The sequence below is a fragment of the Hansschlegelia plantiphila genome (assembly GCF_027922265.1).
GTDB lineage: Bacteria > Pseudomonadota > Alphaproteobacteria > Rhizobiales > Methylopilaceae > Methylopila > Methylopila plantiphila.
This window is the reverse complement of the sequence record NZ_BSFI01000008.1, coordinates 223,881-241,203: the sequence shown is the minus strand read 5'-3', so window position 1 is coordinate 241,203 and position 17,323 is coordinate 223,881. Positions and strand designations below refer to the sequence as shown.

14 protein-coding genes are annotated in these 17,323 nt (G+C 67.9%); 10 read left to right on the top strand and 4 right to left on the bottom strand.

Annotated features, from left to right (window positions below):
• The first annotated feature begins 64 nt into the window (after positions 1 to 64).
• Together PKE75_RS10925 and PKE75_RS10920 are read left to right on the top strand one after the other, a co-directional pair.
• Entirely contained in the window at positions 65 to 1,042 is a 978-nt protein-coding gene (locus tag PKE75_RS10925; protein WP_271168758.1) for an HpcH/HpaI aldolase/citrate lyase family protein, read from the top strand.
• A gap of 95 nt (positions 1,043 to 1,137) precedes the next feature.
• Positions 1,138 to 1,695: a flavin reductase family protein gene (locus PKE75_RS10920; RefSeq protein WP_271168757.1), complete on the top strand. Its 558-nt coding sequence runs from the start codon at positions 1,138 to 1,140 to the stop codon at positions 1,693 to 1,695.
• A gap of 10 nt (positions 1,696 to 1,705) precedes the next feature.
• Here PKE75_RS10920 and PKE75_RS10915 read toward each other — a convergent pair whose 3' ends face one another.
• Entirely contained in the window at positions 1,706 to 3,157 is a 1,452-nt protein-coding gene (locus PKE75_RS10915) for an amino acid permease (RefSeq protein ID WP_271168756.1), read from the bottom strand.
• 620 nt (positions 3,158 to 3,777) lie between these two features.
• On the opposite strand from PKE75_RS10915, the gene PKE75_RS10910 reads away from it, so the two are divergent.
• Positions 3,778 to 5,703: a beta strand repeat-containing protein gene (locus PKE75_RS10910; protein ID WP_271168755.1), complete on the top strand. Its 1,926-nt coding sequence runs from the start codon at positions 3,778 to 3,780 to the stop codon at positions 5,701 to 5,703.
• A gap of 279 nt (positions 5,704 to 5,982) precedes the next feature.
• Here the strand turns inward: PKE75_RS10910 and PKE75_RS10905 are convergent, their stop codons facing one another.
• Positions 5,983 to 6,555 carry a universal stress protein gene (locus tag PKE75_RS10905; RefSeq protein WP_271168754.1) on the bottom strand — a complete coding sequence of 191 codons (573 nt, stop codon included), beginning with the start codon at positions 6,553 to 6,555 and terminating at the stop codon, positions 5,983 to 5,985.
• Between the two features lie 220 nt (positions 6,556 to 6,775).
• On the opposite strand from PKE75_RS10905, the gene hemN reads away from it, so the two are divergent.
• The 3 genes from hemN (at position 6,776) to PKE75_RS10890 (ending at position 11,533) form a co-directional block, all read left to right on the top strand.
• Entirely contained in the window at positions 6,776 to 8,125 is a 1,350-nt protein-coding gene (gene hemN, locus PKE75_RS10900; RefSeq protein WP_271168753.1) for an oxygen-independent coproporphyrinogen III oxidase, read from the top strand.
• A gap of 94 nt (positions 8,126 to 8,219) precedes the next feature.
• Positions 8,220 to 8,972 carry a pyrroloquinoline-quinone synthase PqqC gene (gene pqqC, locus PKE75_RS10895; protein ID WP_271168752.1) on the top strand — a complete coding sequence of 251 codons (753 nt, stop codon included), beginning with the start codon at positions 8,220 to 8,222 and terminating at the stop codon, positions 8,970 to 8,972.
• Positions 8,973 to 9,130: 158 nt separating this feature from the next.
• A complete protein-coding gene (locus PKE75_RS10890) occupies positions 9,131 to 11,533 on the top strand; it encodes a phosphoketolase family protein (protein ID WP_271168751.1) in 2,403 nt (800 codons plus the stop codon).
• Positions 11,534 to 11,544: 11 nt separating this feature from the next.
• On the opposite strand, the gene PKE75_RS10885 is transcribed toward PKE75_RS10890, so the two are convergent.
• Positions 11,545 to 13,041 (bottom strand): bifunctional aminoglycoside phosphotransferase/ATP-binding protein, encoded by a 1,497-nt coding sequence (locus PKE75_RS10885; protein WP_271168750.1) that lies wholly within the window; start codon positions 13,039 to 13,041, stop codon positions 11,545 to 11,547.
• 245 nt (positions 13,042 to 13,286) lie between these two features.
• Between PKE75_RS10885 and PKE75_RS10880 the strand changes: the two genes are divergently transcribed.
• Complete coding sequence (locus tag PKE75_RS10880) at positions 13,287 to 13,955, top strand: OmpW/AlkL family protein (protein WP_271168749.1); 669 nt, start codon at positions 13,287 to 13,289, stop codon at positions 13,953 to 13,955.
• 25 nt (positions 13,956 to 13,980) lie between these two features.
• Here the strand turns inward: PKE75_RS10880 and PKE75_RS10875 are convergent, their stop codons facing one another.
• Entirely contained in the window at positions 13,981 to 14,751 is a 771-nt protein-coding gene (locus PKE75_RS10875) for a Crp/Fnr family transcriptional regulator (RefSeq protein ID WP_271168748.1), read from the bottom strand.
• A gap of 149 nt (positions 14,752 to 14,900) precedes the next feature.
• On the opposite strand from PKE75_RS10875, the gene PKE75_RS10870 reads away from it, so the two are divergent.
• The 3 genes from PKE75_RS10870 to PKE75_RS10860 all read left to right on the top strand — a co-directional run bounded on the left by PKE75_RS10870 (position 14,901) and on the right by PKE75_RS10860 (position 17,305).
• Entirely contained in the window at positions 14,901 to 15,449 is a 549-nt protein-coding gene (locus tag PKE75_RS10870; RefSeq protein WP_271168747.1) for a hypothetical protein, read from the top strand.
• A gap of 93 nt (positions 15,450 to 15,542) precedes the next feature.
• The gene (locus PKE75_RS10865; RefSeq protein ID WP_271168746.1) at positions 15,543 to 15,722 is read left to right on the top strand and encodes a hypothetical protein; all 180 of its coding nucleotides are present in this window, start codon (positions 15,543 to 15,545) and stop codon (positions 15,720 to 15,722) included.
• Entirely contained in the window at positions 15,719 to 17,305 is a 1,587-nt protein-coding gene (locus PKE75_RS10860; RefSeq protein WP_271168745.1) for a cytochrome ubiquinol oxidase subunit I, read from the top strand. The genes PKE75_RS10865 and PKE75_RS10860 overlap by 4 nt, the downstream gene beginning before the upstream one ends.
• Positions 17,306 to 17,323: the final 18 nt, after the last annotated feature.

Genomic DNA, 17,323 nt, shown 5'->3' with positions numbered 1-17,323 from the left:
GGACGACCGCAGAAAGTCCGGGCGTGGCCGGGATGAGACGGTTTCAAGATTTGAGGAGGACGTCATGAGCTTCACACTGATCCAGCAGGCGACGCCGCGGTTGCACCGCTCGGAACTCGCCGTGCCAGGCTCCAACCCGACCTTCATGGAGAAGTCGGCGCAGTCGAAGGCCGACGTGATCTTTCTCGACCTCGAGGACGCGGTCGCTCCCGACGACAAGGAGCAGGCGCGCAAGAACATCATCCAGGCCCTGAACGAGATCGACTGGGGCAAGAAGACGATGATGATCCGCATCAACGGCCTCGACACCCACTACATGTATCGCGACGTCGTCGACATCGTGGAGGCCTGCCCGCGCCTCGACATGATCCTGATCCCGAAGGTCGGCGTGGCGGCCGACGTCTACGCGATCGACGTGCTGGTCACCCAGATCGAGCAGGCTAAGAAGCGCGAGAAGAAGCTCGGCTTCGAGGTGCTGATCGAGACCGCGCTCGGCATGGCGAACGTCGAGGCGATCGCGACCTCCTCCAAGCGCCTCGAGGCCATGTCGTTCGGCGTCGCGGATTACGCGGCTTCGATGCGCGCCCGCTCGACCGTCATCGGCGGGGTGAACCCGGACTACAGCGTGCTGACCGACAAGGACGAGGCCGGCGATCGGGAGACGCACTGGCAGGACCCGTGGCTCTACGCCCAGGCCCGCATGATCGTCGCCTGCCGCGCCTACGGCCTCAGGCCGATCGACGGCCCGTTCGGCGACTTCTCCGACCCGGACGGCTACATCTCCGCCGCCAAGCGTTGCGCTGTGCTGGGCTACGAGGGCAAGTGGGCGATCCATCCGAGCCAGATCGATCTCGCCAACGAGGTCTTCACGCCGTCGGAAGCGGAAGTCACCAAGGCGCGCCGCATTCTGGTCGCCATGGAGGAGGCCGCCAAGGCCGGCAGGGGCGCCGTGGCGCTCGACGGCCGCCTGATCGACATCGCCTCGATCCGCATGGCGGAGGCCCTGATCGAGAAGGCCGACGCGATGAAGCAGGCCGCGTAAGGCTCCAGAGTCTTCGCGAACGCGCCGAATGGCCGGACCTGTGTCCGGCCATTTTGCGTTTGCGCTCCATGAGCAACGCGCGCCGGAGGTCGCCCGTGGACAGCATCGACCCGTCGAAGGCCTACCGCCTGCTCGAAGCCGGCCCGATCGTGCTGGTGACGACATCGCATGAGGGCCGGTCGAACGTGATGACCATGGGGTTCCACATGGTGGTGAGCCACGATCCGCCGCGGATCGGCTGCGTCATCGGTCCGTGGGACCACAGCTACAAGGCGCTGCGCGCGACCGGTGAATGCGTCATCGCCGTGCCGACCGTCGACCTCGCGGGCAAGGTGGTCGACATCGGCAATTGCTCGGGCGACGAGGTCGACAAGTTCGCCCGGTTCAAGCTCAGTCCGAGGCCGGCGCAGAAGGTGTCGGCCCCGCTGATCGCCGAATGCCTCGCCAACATCGAGTGCCGGGTGGCCGACGACGCGCTCGTCGCGCGCTACGGCCTGTTCATTCTGGAGGCGGTCGCGATCTCTTACGACCGCGACCGCAAGGAGCGCCGCACGCTGCACCATAACGGCGACGGCACCTTCTGCGCGGACGGGCGCCTGATCGACCTCCGCGAGCGGATGACGCTCTGGAAGCAGTTCCAGGTCGATCTCTAACCCGGCCGCGTCACGCCGAGCCGGCCCGGATCTGCACCACCGAATGCCTGCGGCCGTAGCCGAAGTAGATCGCGAAGCCGATCGCCATCCAGATGATCAGGCGCAGCCAGGTGTCGAGCGGCAGGCCGGCCATCAGCGTAAGGCAGAACAGGACGCCGAGGATCGGCACCACGGGCACGGCGGGCACTTTGAACGGACGGTGCGCGCGCGCCTCGCTGCGGCGGAGATAGATCACCGCGCCGCAGACCAGGATGAATGCGAACAGCGTCCCGATGCTCACCATTTCGCCCAGAATGCTGATCGGCAGCACGCCCGCGATCAGCGCGACGATCGAGCCGATCAGGATCTGGCTGACGTAGGGCGTGCCGTAGTCCTTGTGGATCTTCGAGAACACCGGCGGCAGCAGGCCGTCCTTCGCCATCGTGAAGAAGATCCGGCTCTGCCCGTAGAGTAGCACCAGCATCACGGTGGTGAGCCCCGAGAGCGCGCCGAGCTTGATGACGGTCGCGAACCAGCCGAGCCCGATGGCGTCGACGCCCTTGGCGATGGGATCGGCGACGTTGAGGTCGCCGTAAGGCACGATGCCGGTCAGCACCGCGGCGACGAGGATGTAGAGGATGGTGCAGATCACCAGCGAGCCGAGGATGCCGATCGGCATGTCGCGCTGCGGCTTCACCGCCTCCTGCGCGGTGGTGGAGACCGCGTCGAAGCCGATATAGGCGTAGAACACCACGGCCGCCCCGCGCAGCACGCCGCTCCAGCCGAACTCGCCGAACTCGCCTTTGTTCTCGGGGATGAACGGCTTCCAGTGCGAGGTGTCGACGTAGAACGCGCCGATCAGGATGAAGGCGAGCACCACAGCGAGCTTCACCGCCACCATGATGTTGTTCATGCGCGCGGACTCCCTGGTCCCGCGCGCGAGCAGGAAGGTGATGACCAGCACGATCAGGGCCGCCGGCGCGTTGAATATTCCGGTCGCCGCCCCGCCATCCGCGAGCTTCACCGCCGTCCCGGTCGCGTTGGTGAATTGCGGAGGCAAGTGCAGACCGACGTCGCCGAGCAGGCTGACGGCATAGCCGGACCAGCCGACCGAAACGGTCGCCGCGCCCATCGCGTATTCCAGCACCAGGTCCCAGCCGATCACCCAGGCGAAGAATTCGCCGAGCGTGGCGTAAGTGTAGGTGTAGCTCGATCCCGAGACCGGGATCAGCGCCGCCAGCTCCGCGTAGCAGAGGCCGACGAAGGCGCAGGCGACGCCGCCGAGCACGAACGACAGCACGATTGCCGGTCCCGCATATTTCGCCGCCGCCGTGCCCGTCAGAACGAAGATGCCGGCGCCGATGATGGCGCCGATCCCCATCGCGACGATGCTGACGGCGCTCAGCGACTTGGTGAGCTTGTGCTCGCCCTCGTCTTCCGAGGCGATCTCGTCCAGGCTTTTGCGGAGCATGAGAGCTGTCATCGTCGGCCTTTCGAGTTGGTGGGCGGCGTATGGTTGTCCTTCGGCATAGGCAAGCGTCGAGCCACGGGCGCAGCGTCCGGTCGCAGCGACGGGTTGAAGTCGCTGTTCTCAGGCCCGGCTCACCAAGGTTCTTGTTCGACGAGCCCGGACGGCAAGCCCACTGGCGCACGCCGGCGTGATCATTCGCTTATCCCATGCTCAGGTCGCCGCTTTCCGCGCCACCGCCGGCTTAGCGCGGGTTGTAACCTTCCCAGAGCGATGAAGATGCGGAATCCGATATCGGCTGCCTGCCGTTGATCGACAGATGAAAGAAGATGATTCTAGAAATAAACGGGATTCACACGAAAAATCGCGGTGGAGTTATGGTATTTATTTGTGATATAAATAATCAATCGATTACATTATCCGCGGCGGCGGATGTAAGCATATTATCCAAGTATCCATCGTTCGTTCCAAGTTCTAATATCTTTGCTCCAAAATTCCATTTTCCCGCCCGCGCCGCTTGTGAACGTGGCGCGCGCGAAGTGTCGAGGCGGCCGGCGAGTGACGCCGCTTTTGCGTAGCCGATAACCCGGCGCCGCGGCCTCAGGTCGTCCCGCCAGACGTCAGGAGAAATGCGCATGGCCACGCATATCGGAGGCGCAGGCGCCGACAACTACAACGCCACCACGCTTGGCGAGCAGGACGTCTCGAACAATTACTCGGGAGGCGCCGGAAACGACACGCTGACCGGCGGCAATCTCGCCGACACGCTCAATGGCGGCGACGACAACGACTTCCTGACCGGCAACGACGGCGCCGATTACATCTCCGATTACGGCGGCTCCAACTATATCAGCGCTGGAACGGGCGACGACACGGTTTTCGAGGGCGGGACCAGCTCGACGGTCTATGGCGGCGCCGGCGACGATTCGATCTATGCGAGCGGCGGCCCCGCCTATGTGGGCGGCGAGGCAGGCGACGACTACATCTCGGTGACCGGCGGAGGCTCCGTTTCCGCCGGCGTCGGCGACGACCTCGTATCGGTCTACGATGGAACCTACTCCGTCGTCCTCGATAGCGGCGACGACTACCTGAGCTTCTCGAGCGGCTGGTTCACCATTCGCGGCGGGCAGGGCGACGACGTCATCCAGGGCTCGTTCGACCAGGAGGTCGGCGGCCAGGCCTCGGCCGTGAGCGAGACCCCCCATACCGCGACCATCTACGGCGACGCCGGCGACGACCTGCTCTACGCCTCCGAGGGCGCCGACACCTTCGACGGCGGCGCCGGCGAGGACGAGGTCAGCTACACCTATATGACCGCCGCCGTTCAGGTGAACCTCGCGCTCAACGTGCTGACGGGCGCGGCGGCCGGCGACAGCATGAGCCGCGTCGAGGACGTCACGGGCTCTGACTTCGCCGACGCGCTGACCGGCGACGGCCGCATCAACTATCTCGACGGCGGAGACGGCGTCGACACCATCAATGGCGGCGTCGGCGGCGACGTGCTGCTCGGCGGCGGCGACGGCGACCTGCTCGACTACGCCGGATCGAGCGCGGGCGTGTCGGTCAACCTTCTGACGGGCGCGGTCGCCGGCGGCGACGCCGAGGGGGACAGCTTCTCGGGCTTCGCCAACCTCGCCGGCTCGTCCTTCAACGACGCCCTGACGGGCGACGGCGCCTCGAACCTGCTCTACGGCCGCGGCGGGAACGACACGCTCGACGGCGGCGGCGGGGCGGACACGATGTATGGCGCCGCCGGGGACGACGTCTTTTATGTCGCGACCGCAGGCGACCTGGCGGCCGAGAGCAATGGCGAGGGCACGGACATCGTCTACAGCTCGATCAGCTATTCGCTCGCGGGCCAGTATGTCGAGAAGCTGACCCTCACGGGCTCCGCCAACATCGCCGGAACCGGCAACAGCCTCGCCAACACCCTCACCGGCAACGCCGGGAACAACGACCTCAACGGTTCGAGCGGCGCGGACACCATGGCGGGCGGCGGCGGAAACGACAGCTACACGGTCGACAACGCCGGCGACAAGGTGGTGGAGGCTGACGGCGCGGGCGTCGACACCGTCGACAGCTCGGTCACCTTCTCGCTCGCCAGTCAGTTCATCGAGAAGCTGAACCTCACCGGCTCCGCCGCGATCAACGGATCGGGCAATTCGCTCGACAACACGATCGTCGGCAATTCCGGCGCGAACGCGCTCGACGGGTCGACCGGCGCGGACACCATGACCGGCGGCTCGGGCGCCGACTTCTTCGTGTTCGCCACGGCGCTGGGATCAACCAACATCGACCACGTCACCGACTTCGCGGCCGGCACCGACAAGGTCCGGCTTGACGACGCCGTGTTCGCGGCGCTCTCGCCGGGCGCGCTTCCGGCGTCGGCGTTCAAGGACATCACCTCGACGACGGCCGATTCCAGCGACCGTATCCTCTACAATCACACCACCGGCGCGCTGTTCTACGACGTCGACGGGTCGGGGGCGACGGCGGCGAAGCAGTTCGCCGTGATCGACAATCACCCGACGCTGACGGCCACGGATTTCGCGGTGGTCTAGCCGGGAGAGAAGCGAAGCGAGCGCCGGCGCCGGAACGGCGACGCCGTCTCGGGCGCGCGGATCGCTCAGGTCTTTCGGAGACGCCCTGAAGGCGGCCGACGATCCGGGAGACAGCCGTCTCGCCGTCCGCATGCCCGTCAGCCCGGCCGCCTGTCGGCCGGGCCGCGGCTGCCACGCTTATGGAAGCCGGGCCCGCCTCCAGGCGTCAAGCGAAGGCGCGTCTCCGCGGCGGCTTCGCCGGGCGGACGCGCTTCCGCGGTCCGCCTTTCAGACGAGGAATCAGGCGACGCCGACGCCGGCGAGATAGCCCTCGAGGGTTTCCACCGACGGCGCTCGGGCCGCCGGCGCCTTGCGGCACACCAGCACCGGGATCGAGGAGTGCGTCAGCACCTTGGTCGTGACGGAGCCGAGCAGGATCGCCGACAGGCCCTTGCGGCCATGGCTCGCCATCGCGATCAGGTCGCATACGCGCTCGTGCGCAACGTCGATGATTTCGAGATAGGGCTCCGCGCCCCATCGGCGCACGGACTCGAAGGGAACGCCGGCCTCGAGCGCGGCCGCCCCGACCTTGTCCAGGATCCTGTCGGCGTGCGCGTCTGCGTGGCGCTCATAGTCGGACCGGGCGTCCTCCACCTGCGCGGCCGACAGCGCCAGCATGTGGAACGGCTTGTTGACCGTCAGGAAGACCACGGAGGCGCCGATCCGGGCCGCGAGCTTCAGCGCCTCGGCGACCGCTTCCTGCGCCAGATCGCTGCCGTCGGTCGGGATCAGGATTCGGCTGTAGGGGGCGGGCTGCGGCGCGGCGGCGAGGTTCTCCTCGACGGCGACGATGGAGATGGCTGCGGACGACATGGACGTCTCTCCTCTTCCAGTGTTCGGGAAGACGGTCTCACGGACCGGACGCGCGCTCCTTGATCTGCCTCAAGCAAAGGGCGGCGAACCCGAACGCCGAATGCGGAGAGCCGGTCCAGACCCGCGGGCGCCGACGCGGCGATCTGGTCGTGCTCGAAGCCGGCGCCGGGACTTGATCTGGATCAACGCATGACGGCCGGGCTGCAGCCACGATCAGCGGATGATCCCGCTGACGCTGACCGACTTTGTGAGCCGCCAGGTTCCGCGATACACCTCGTATCCGACCGCGCCCCATTTCAGGGACGACGTCGACGGCGGGGTCTATGCGTCCTGGCTGGAGGGGCAGGCGTCGTCGCCGGCGCCCGTCTCGCTCTATCTGCACGTGCCGTTCTGCCGGTCGATCTGCCATTATTGCGGCTGCACGACCCGCGCGACGCGCCGCGACGAGCCGCTCCTGGACTACGCCGTCCGCCTGCGGAAGGAGCTGGCGCTCGTCTCGGACAGGATCGGCCGCCGGCAGATCTCCCACATCCACTGGGGCGGCGGGACGCCCAGTCTGCTTCTCGGCGACGCCTTCGCCGACATCGTCGCGGACATCCGCCGCCGCTGGGACGTGGCGCCCGCCGCCGAGCACGCGATCGAACTGGATCCCCGCTTCGTCGACTCTTCGGCCGTGGCCCGGCTCTCCGCCGCCGGGGTGAACCGGGCGAGCCTCGGCGTCCAGGATTTCGACCAGGCCGTGCAGACCGCGATAGGGCGGCTGCAATCGATCAGAACGGTCGCGTCCGCGGTCTCGCTGCTCCGGCGCGGAGGCGTGTCGAACCTGAATTTCGACCTGATTTACGGGCTCCCCCGCCAGACGCAGGCTTCAATCCGGAACACCGTGCGCGAGGCCGTCGATCTCGCGCCCGACCGCATCGCGCTGTTCGGCTACGCCCATGTTCCGGACGCGCGCCCGAACCAGCGTCTGATCGATCCGTCGACCCTGCCGGACGCCGCGCTGAGACTTGCGCTCGCCCAGACGGCGCGCGAGGTGCTCGACGAGGCGGGCTATGTCGCCGTCGGCATCGACCACTTTGCGCGACCGGGCGACGCGATGGCGGGCGCGGCGTCCTCGCGGTCGCTGCGCCGGAATTTCCAGGGGTACACGACGGACGGCGCCGAGACGCTCATCGGCGTCGGCGCTTCGTCGATCAGCCGGCTGCCGCAGGGCTACGCCCAGAACGCGTCCGACGTCGGCGGCTGGGCGAGAGCGATCGACGAGGGCCGGCTCCCGACGGCGCGGGGCCGGGCGCTTGGCGCGGACGACCGGCTGCGCGCCGACGTCATCGAGCAGATCATGTGCTTCTTCGAAGTCGACCTCGACGCGGTCGCGCGTCGCCACGGCGTGAAGGCGAGCGTCTTCGCCCTCGACCTCGAGGCGCTCGAGCCGCTGCGGCGCTCGGACTTCCTGCGCTACTACGGCGACCGCCTGGTGATCGTCAGGGACGGGCCCGCGCTCGCGCGCGTCGTGGCGAGCGCCTTCGACTCCTATCTCGGGGTCGGAACGCGCCATTCGATGGCCGCGTAGCGCGCGCTTGATCTGGCCCGGCGCCGCCGCCGCGACCGACGGAAAAAGCTTGCGGGACACGTCGAGCAACGACGGCCATCAGGGAGAAGATGCGATGCCGGACCTTCTGACGAGTGAGGAGCTTGAGGCGAAGCTCCGTGAGGTCGGAGCCGAACGCTACCACCACCGCCATCCCTTTCAGATCCGGCTTCAGTCCGGACAGTGCTCGCGCGGCGAGGTCGAGGCGTGGGCGCTGAACCGCTATCTCTACCAGGCCTGCATCCCCCGGAAGGACGCCGCGATCCTTTCGCGCATGGACGACGTCGCGCTCCGGCGGGAGTGGCGCCAGCGCATCGTCGATCACGACGGCGATCACGACGGCGACGGCGGGATCGCGCGCTGGCTGAAGCTCACCGACGATCTCGGGCTCGATCGCGAGGCGGTCATGTCCGGGCGGCTCGCTCTGCCCGCGACCAAATTCGCCGTCACAGCCTACCTGACGTTCGTCCGTGAGCAGTCGCTGCTCGCGGCCGTGGCCTCGTCGCTGACGGAGCTGTTCTCTCCGAGCGTCATCCAGGTCCGCACCGCGGGCATGCTCGCGCACTACGACTACGTCACCCCGGCGACGCTTGCTTATTTCACCAGGCGTCCGATCCAGGCGAAGCGGGACAGCGACTGCGCGCTCGCCTTCGTCAAGGCGCATGCGCGGACGCCGGAGCAGCAGCAGGACGTGGTGGCCGCGCTCGAGTTCAAATGCGCCATGCTCTGGTCGATGCTCGACGCGCTCGAACACGCCTATGTCTACGCGAAGCCGGCCCCCGGGGCGTTCGAGCCGGCGGATCTTGGCGAACGTCTCGCCGCCGCCTGATTGAGCCGGCGAACATACCGTCGGCTTGATCTTGCGCAACAAAAGCCGCGCGGCGCCTGCTACGTCTCTGTCTTCGGCGTTCGCGACCGACGTCGGCGGCGGAACCCTCCGTGCGCCGGCGTCGATGATCGGGACGCATCGGATGCGAGGCTCTGAAGATGAATGACTGCGCAGAACTGTGCTCCGGTCCGCTCTCCGTGGCCGAACTCAACCTGATCGACCGCTACTGGCGCGCGGCGAACTATCTTTCGGTCGGGCAGATCTACCTGCTCGACAATCCGCTGCTGCGCGCCCCGCTCCAGCCGGAGCACGTCAAGCCGCGGCTGCTCGGCCACTGGGGCACCACGCCGGGGCTGAACTTCGTCTACGCCCATCTGAACCGTGTGATCCGCGCGCGCGACCTCGACGTGCTCTATGTCTGCGGTCCCGGCCATGGCGGTCCGGGCATGGTGGCGAACACCTATCTCGAGGGCTCCTACAGCGAGATCTATCCGGACATCGGCCAGAACGCCGACGGGATCCGCAAGCTGTTCCGGCAGTTCTCGTTCCCCGGAGGCATTCCCAGCCACGCGGCGCCTGAGACGCCCGGCTCGATTCATGAGGGCGGCGAGCTTGGCTATGCCCTCGTCCACGCTTTCGGCGCCGCTTTCGACAACCCCGATCTCATCGTCGCCTGCGTCGTCGGCGACGGCGAGGCGGAGACCGGGCCGCTCGCCGCCTCGTGGCACTCCAGCAAGTTCCTGAACCCCGTCACCGACGGCGCGGTGCTGCCGATCCTGCATCTCAACGGCTACAAGATCGCCAACCCGACCCTGCTCGCCCGCATGGACGAGGACGAGCTTCGCAGTCTGTTCGTCGGCTACGGCTACGAGCCTTTCTTCGTCGAAGGCGACGAGCCGGAGGCGATGCACCAGCTCATGGCCCGCGAGCTCGACGCCGTCGTCGACCGGATCCGCGCGATCCAGAGCGAGGCGCGCAACGCCGGCTCGTCCGCCCGGCGGCCGCGCTGGCCGATGATCATCCTGCGCAGCCCCAAGGGCTGGACCGGCCCCAAGGAGGTCGACGGCAAGAAGGTCGAGGGATTCTGGCGCTCCCACCAGGTCCCGATCGCCGACGCCCATGGCGACCCGGCGCATCTCAAGCTGCTCGAGGCGTGGATGAGGGGCTACGAGCCCGAGACGCTGTTCGACGCCGACGGACGCCTGCGGCCGGAGCTGCAGGCCCTCGCTCCTTCCGGGGAACGCCGCATGGGCGCCAATCCGCATGCGAATGGCGGGCTCCTGAAGCGCGAGCTGAAGATGCCGGACTACCGGAGCCACGCGGTCGCGGTGGACGCGCCGGGGGCTTCCGTCGCCGAGGCGACGCGGGTGATGGGACGGTTCCTGAGAGACGTCATGGAGCTCAACGCCGAGGGGCGGAACTTCCGCATCGTCGGCCCCGACGAGACCGCCTCCAACCGCCTCGATGCGGTGCTCGATGTCACCGAGCGGGCCTGGATGGAGAAGATCGAGCCCTACGACGTCCACCTCGGTCAGGATGGCCGGGTCATGGAGGTTCTGAGCGAGCACCTCTGCCAGGGCTGGCTGGAGGGCTACCTGCTCACGGGCCGGCACGGGCTGTTCTCGTGCTACGAGGCCTTCATCCACATCGTGGATTCGATGGTGAACCAGCACGCCAAATGGCTGAAGGTCTCGCGAGACCTGCCCTGGCGGCGGCCGGTGGCCTCGCTCAATTACCTGCTGACCTCCCATGTCTGGCAGCAGGACCACAACGGCTTCAGCCATCAGGATCCGGGCTTCGTCGATCTCGTCGCGAACAAGAAGGCCGACATCGGCCGGATCTACTTCCCGCCGGACGCAAACTGCCTGCTCTGGGTGACGGACCATTGCCTGCGGACCTACGACCGCATCAACGTCATCGTCGCCGGCAAGGCGCCCGCGCCGCAATGGCTCGCCGTCGACGAGGCCGCCCTGCATTGCGCGAGCGGCGCCGGCATCTGGCAATGGGCCGGCAGCGAGGCGGAGGGCCTCGAGCCCGACGTCGTCATGGCCTGCTGCGGCGACGTGCCGACGATCGAGACGCTGGCCGCCACAGCGCTTCTCCGCGAGGCGCTGCCCGAGCTGCGGATCCGCGTGATCAACGTGGTCGACCTGATGACGCTTCAGGGCAAGGACCAGCATCCTCATGGGTTCGACGACGCCGTGTTCGACGGGCTGTTCACGCGCGACAAGCCGGTGATCTTCGCCTATCACGGCTACCCCCACCTCATTCACCGCCTGACCTACAACCGCGCCAATCACGGCCGGATGCACGTCCGCGGCTACATGGAGGAGGGCACCACGACGACCGCCTTCGACATGCTGGTCATGAACGAGCTCGACCGGTTCCACCTCGCGATCGAGGTCATCGAGCGCGTGCCCGGTCTGGCGGTGGCGGCGGCCGGCGTCGCGCAGCGCTTCCGCGACCGGCTGACGGCTCATGCCGCCTATATCCGCGAGCATGGCGAGGACATGCCGGAAATCAGGGAGTGGACCTGGCCGGGCAGGAAGACCGCCGGCTGACGAACTCCGGCTCAGCCGTCGGCCCTGATCCCCGCGGCGATGGCGGCCGCGTCGCCCGTGGCGTCGACGCGTCGCCAGTCCACCGTCCCGGCGCCGCGTTCGAGTTGGCGGTCGAGCACCGCGACGTCGGCGTCCGAGACGTCGCCCCGCCGGCGCAGGACGCGCTCGCGGAGCCGCCGCTCATCGACGTCCAGCCATACCCCCTGGAACGCTGCGGCGGCCTCGCCCGCCGCAGCCTCGATCTGGAGGCGCTCGGCCTCCGACGAGAAGGTCGCCTCCGCGACGACGCCGTGACCCGTCTTCAGAACCGCCTGCGCCCTGACGGCGATGCGGTCGTAGACCTCGGCGGTGACCTCCGCCCAATACGCCTCGGCGGGCAGCGCGGTCTCGGGAGACTGGCCGAACATCGCCTTGCGGATACGGTCGCTCGCGAGAATGCGCGCCCCCGGCGGCGGGCCGACGTCATGCGCCAGCGCCGCCGCGACGGTCGACTTGCCCGAGCCTGAGAATCCGCCGATCGCGACGAGCTTGGGCGGCTGCGGCTCCAGCAGCCTGCGCGCGAGCGCGAGGTAGTTCCGCGCCGTCCCGAGCTTCGCGGCGTCGGACCCCGCCTGCAACGCCGCGACATGCGCCCGGACGGCTGCGCGCACCGACATGAAGAGCGGCAGCGCGCCAAGCCCGTCCTCGTCGTCGATGCGGTCGAGGTAGCGGTTCAACGCCAGATTGGCGAGCGCCCGAAGATCGAGCCGCCACAGGTCCATCAGCAGGAAGGCGAGATCGTAGAGCCTGTCGGTGGTGGCGAGTTCGTCGTCGAACTCCAGGCAGTCGAACAGCGTCGGCTCGCCGTCCCACAGGCAGATGTTCGCGAGATGGAGGTCGCCATGTCCGCGCACGACGGCGCCGGCCCGGGCCCGCGCGTCGAGCAGCGCGGCGTGGCGATCGAGCGCGCGCCCGGCGGCGGCGCAGTAATCCTTCACCGCTCGGGGCTCGAACGCGCTCGCCTCGCGCAGGGAGCGTTCGTTCCCCGCCATCACCGCCGCCAATCGCGCGGCGCCCGAACCGGCGCGGTCGACAGGCGCGGTCTCGTGAAGGGCCGCGACGGCGCCCGCCAGCCGCGTCACGAGCCTCGGGGTCAGCTCGCCGCGCCCGGCCATGCGGTCGAGCAATGCGTCGCTCGGAAACCGCGCCATTTCGACGACGGCGTCGACGAGCTCGCCGGCGCCGTCGAGCTCCAGGCCGTCGCTTGTGCGCGTCACCCGCCGGACCGCCCGATAGAGCGTGGGCGCGGTGCGGCGGTTGAGGTCGAGCTCCCGCTCGCAGTCGCGAAGCCTGGTCTCGCTCAGGGTGAAGTCGACATAGGGCAGCGTCACCGCGCGCTTCAGCTTCCACACCGTGTCCCGCCCCAGCAGGATGACGGAGATATGCGTGCGGCTCACCTCGACCTCCGGGCCGAGCCGGGCCTTCAGGAACTCGACAGTCGCCTGCTGGGCGTCCTCGGGGGTGGTCATTTCTAAGCTTTCGCCGCGCATCGCCGCAGGCGCAACCCGGCGGCGCGGCCTGTGTTCGGTCGGCGTCGATGGAGGCTTCGGCGGCATGGCGTGAGCCGATCAAACGAGCCTGTCGTGGCGAAAGGGAATTCTCTAGGCGCTTGCGGTGAATTGATTGTTGATCTGGGTCAAGGCGTTAGTCCTCGGAATCTTCGAGTGTCTGGCCGCGCCGAGACAATGGCGCCCGGATTTCTCAGGGGACTTCGATGACAGTGTTGAAAACGGCGGCCGCGGCTCTGCTGGCGGCCGCGGCATGGACGGGGGCGGCGTCCGCGGCGGACATCGCGACGGATGCGCCGGCGGTGGCGACGGCGCCGGAGTGGAACCCCTGGATGGTGCGCGTGCGCGCGATCGGCGTGCTTCCCAACTCCTCGGCTAAGTTCAATGTCTCCGGCAGCGCGCATGTGTCTGACCGCGTCGTCCCCGAGCTCGACATCAGCTACTTCTTCACGCCGAACGTCGCGGTCGAGACGATCTGCTGCTTCTCCAAGCATACGATCAAGGGTCGCAAGGCGCTGGCCGGCGTCGACGTCGGAGACACGTGGGTGCTGCCCGCGACCGTGATCGCCCAGTATCACTTCACGAATTTCGGCGCGTTCAAACCCTATGTGGGCGTCGGCCTCAACTACTCGATCTATTTCCGCGAGGACGCCGCCGGCGGCGCGGTGTCGAAGCTCAGGCTGAAGAATTCCGTCGGTCCGGCGGCCCAGGTCGGCTTCGATTACATGATCGACGAGCACTGGGGCGTGAACGTCGATCTGAAGTACGTCCACATGAAGCCGAAGATCGAGCTGACGGCAGGCGGCGCCGACGTGTCGGGCCACGCCAAGATCAATCCGTGGATCGTCGGCGCGGGCGTGACCTACAAGTTCTGACGCGGACCAGACGGCGCCGGTCCGGTCAGCTGGCGCCGATCTGCTCCAGCCGGGACGGGTTCATGATCCTCAGCCCGTCGGGCACGACGAGCAGAACCTTTTCGCGCGCGAGCTTCGAGACGATCCGGCTGACCGTCTCGAGCGTGAGGCCGAGATGGTCGGCGAGGTCCTGACGGGTCATCGGCAGCGGGATGGTGACCGCGCTCGCGCCGAGCCGGTGAAGGCGCTCCCGCATCGTGAGCAGGAAGGAGGAGACCTTCTCCTCCGCGGAGCGCCGTCCGAGCAGCACCATGTGGTCCTGCGCGACCGTCAGTTCATGGGTCGCGGCCTCGTGAAGCCGCCTCAGCAGATGCGGCTTGCGGTCGACGAATGCGACGAAGTCGCTGCGGTCGAACCGGCAGGCCGAGACCGCGTCGATCGCGTCGGCCGAGAAGCCGTACCGCTCGCTGAGCGAAAGTCCGACGAAATCGCCGGGCAGGAGAAAGCCGACGATCTGCCTCCGGCCGTCCGGCAGAAGCTTGTAGAGCCGCAGCGTCCCGCTCGTGATGTTGAAGACGAAGTCCGCCCGGTCGCCCTGGAGGAACAGGGTCTCCTTCGCCGCGAAATGGGCCTTCTCCGACATGGTGTTGAGCGCATCGAGCTCGTCGGTCGCAAGCGACCCGCAGACGCTGAACGCGCGCACGCCGCATCCCTCGCAGGCGGACGTTCCATCGCGCCTGCAGCGCGGGCGGTCGAAGGCTCCCGCCTGGATCTCGGTGACGGCGGCCGCCGGCTGGGCGTCTGAGGTCTGCGACATGGATCCAGGCTCCCGAACGTCGCCGCCCCGGGACGAGCGAGCGGCTCCATCCTAGAGCAAAGTCGCGGAAGGCGCTTGATCTGCATCAACGCCCCGATCGCTTTCGCCGCAGAGGGTGGTCCGCTGGTGTCGGGGCGATGGTGACGCGCATGTTCTCAAGCGAACTTTTCTATGCCCGGACGTTGAGCGCGACGGCGGCGATCTCCGATCCCGACGCGACGCGTCGCGCCTTCGCGCTGGTCAGTCTGTCGCATCCTCGCCTGAGTTACGAAGGCTGGGTGCGGTTCCTGCGGCGCGCGACGCGGACGAAGAGCGGAAAGGCCGGCGTCATCTTCATCGAAGATCCGCGCGGCTACCCCCATGCGCTGTTCCGCTACGCCGTCGAGGCGAAGCCTTCGCTGGCGGCGGCGGAAGACGGATCGGTCCGCGTGCTCCGCCTCTCCGACCTCGTGGTGGCGGACATCGCGGGGTCATGCCTGCTGCCGTCGATCGCGGCCCAGGGCGAGCGCCTCGCGCGCGCCCTCGACTGCCAGACCATCCTCATCGAGCTGCCCGGGCGCCTGCGGGATCGGGCGGACGGACTGGCGGGCTATGAGCCGGTCGCCGGAGGCGTGATCTCGAAGTCGCTGGCGCCCCGCAGCCCGTGGAACGCAGCGGAAATCGACACGGGCGCGCTTGCGCGCGGCCGACTTGCGTAAAGGGGCGTCAGCTTCAGCCGCGGCGGCGCGATCTGATCGATCGCTTTGACATAGATCACGGCGCGTCGCGCCGGGCCGACGCAAAACGACGCCATGTGGTCCCACCCGATCGCCCGCCCGGCCCTGATCGCCGTCATCGTCAAGCTCGTCGTCGTCATTGGCGCCGGCTGGCTCGTGTTCGGCCCGCAACGCCAGCGGATCGATCCGGCGCGCGCCGAGGCGCGGCTGCTCACCGACTCCCCCGCTCCCGCCAGTTCAGGTCCTACGCAATGACGCTCGCCGCCCTCGACCTGGTCACCCTGTCGCGCCTGCAGTTCGGGCTGACGGCGATGTATCACTTCCTGTTCGTGCCGCTGACGCTCGGCCTCGCGGTCCTGCTCGCGATCATGGAGACGGTCTACGTCATGACCGGCCGCGAGATCTGGCGGCGCATGACGAAGTTCTGGGGCGCGCTGTTCGGCATCAACTTCGCCATGGGCGTCGCGACCGGCGTCACCATGGAGTTCCAGTTCGGCACCAACTGGGCCTACTACAGCCATTACGTCGGCGACGTGTTCGGCGCGCCGCTCGCGATCGAGGGCCTGATGGCCTTCTTCCTGGAGGCGACCTTCATCGGCCTGTTCTTCTTCGGCTGGGAGCGGCTGTCGAGGATCGGGCATCTCGTCGTGACCTGGCTGCTCGCGCTCGCGACCAACCTCTCCGCGCTCTGGATCCTGATCGCCAACGGCTGGATGCAGAACCCGGTCGGCGCGACGTTCAACCCTGACACGATGCGGATGGAGGTGAGCGATTTCTCGGCGCTCATCTTCAATCCCGTCGCCCAGGCCAAGTTCGTCCACACGGTCAGCGCCGGCTACGTCACCGGCTCCATCTTCGTGCTCGCGATCAGCGCCTTCTACCTGCTGCGCGGACGGCATCGCGACCTCGCCGTTCGCTCGGCGACCGTCGCTGCGAGCTTCGGTCTGGCGGCGGCGCTCTCGGTCGTCGTCCTCGGCGACGAGAGCGGCTACACGACGGGCGAAAACCAGAAGATGAAGCTCGCCGCCATCGAGGCGATGTGGAAGACGGAGCCTGCGCCTGCGTCCTTCACGCTCTTCGGCCTGCCCGACGCCGAGGCCCGAGAGACCCGTTACGAGGTCAAGGTTCCCTGGATGCTCGGCCTGATCGCGACCCGCTCGATCAGCAAGGAGGTTCCGGGCATCGAGGATCTGGTGAAGGACGTCGAGCTCCGGATCCGCTTCGGCCTGATGGCCTATGAGGCGCTGGAGAAGATCAAGGCCGACCGGACCGATCCGATCGCTCGGGCGAAGCTTGAGGCGACGTCGGGCGAGCTCGGCTACGCGCTGTTGCTCAAGAAGATCCGGCCCGACGTCCTCAACGCGACCGACGAGCAGATCACGCAGGCGGCGTGGAGCACCGTGCCGCCGGTTTCGCCGCTGTTCTGGAGCTTCCGGATCATGGTGGGGCTCGGCTTCTTCTTCATCGCCCTGTTCGCGACCGCCTTCTTCCTCGCGAGCGTCAACCGGATCGAGTCGTCCCGCGGCTTTCTTTGGATCGCGCTTCTCGCTCTTCCGACGCCGTGGATCGCCGCCGAGCTCGGCTGGTACGTGGCCGAAGTCGGACGCCAGCCCTGGGTGATCGAGGGCGTGCTGCCGACTTTCCTCGCGGTTTCGAGCGTCTCGGCCGGCAACGTGCTGCTGACCCTGGTCGGCTTCGTCGTCTTCTACTCCGCGCTCGCCGTGGTCGATCTGGTGCTGATGGTGAAGACGATCCGCATGGGCCCGGACGGGCTGCTCGGTCCGGCGCTCGCGCCGACCGGCGCCCCGCCGCTGCGGCCCGCCCCGATCGCCGCTTAGGACCATCCAGGACAAAAC

Excerpts from the sequence above, each read along its gene's own strand:
- PKE75_RS10925 (WP_271168758.1), top strand. The coding sequence starts at position 65 with ATGAGCTTCACACTGATCCAGCAGGCGACGCCGCGGTTGCACCGCTCG.
- PKE75_RS10915 (WP_271168756.1), bottom strand. The coding sequence starts at position 3,157 with ATGACAGCTCTCATGCTCCGCAAAAGCCTGGACGAGATCGCCTCGGAA.
- PKE75_RS10910 (WP_271168755.1), top strand. The coding sequence starts at position 3,778 with ATGGCCACGCATATCGGAGGCGCAGGCGCCGACAACTACAACGCCACC.
- PKE75_RS10905 (WP_271168754.1), bottom strand. The coding sequence starts at position 6,555 with ATGTCGTCCGCAGCCATCTCCATCGTCGCCGTCGAGGAGAACCTCGCC.
- hemN (WP_271168753.1), top strand. The coding sequence starts at position 6,776 with ATGATCCCGCTGACGCTGACCGACTTTGTGAGCCGCCAGGTTCCGCGA.
- pqqC (WP_271168752.1), top strand. The coding sequence starts at position 8,220 with ATGCCGGACCTTCTGACGAGTGAGGAGCTTGAGGCGAAGCTCCGTGAG.
- PKE75_RS10890 (WP_271168751.1), top strand. The coding sequence starts at position 9,131 with ATGAATGACTGCGCAGAACTGTGCTCCGGTCCGCTCTCCGTGGCCGAA.
- PKE75_RS10885 (WP_271168750.1), bottom strand. The coding sequence starts at position 13,041 with ATGACCACCCCCGAGGACGCCCAGCAGGCGACTGTCGAGTTCCTGAAG.
- PKE75_RS10880 (WP_271168749.1), top strand. The coding sequence starts at position 13,287 with ATGACAGTGTTGAAAACGGCGGCCGCGGCTCTGCTGGCGGCCGCGGCA.
- PKE75_RS10875 (WP_271168748.1), bottom strand. The coding sequence starts at position 14,751 with ATGTCGCAGACCTCAGACGCCCAGCCGGCGGCCGCCGTCACCGAGATC.
- PKE75_RS10870 (WP_271168747.1), top strand. The coding sequence starts at position 14,901 with ATGTTCTCAAGCGAACTTTTCTATGCCCGGACGTTGAGCGCGACGGCG.
- PKE75_RS10865 (WP_271168746.1), top strand. The coding sequence starts at position 15,543 with ATGTGGTCCCACCCGATCGCCCGCCCGGCCCTGATCGCCGTCATCGTC.
- PKE75_RS10860 (WP_271168745.1), top strand. The coding sequence starts at position 15,719 with ATGACGCTCGCCGCCCTCGACCTGGTCACCCTGTCGCGCCTGCAGTTC.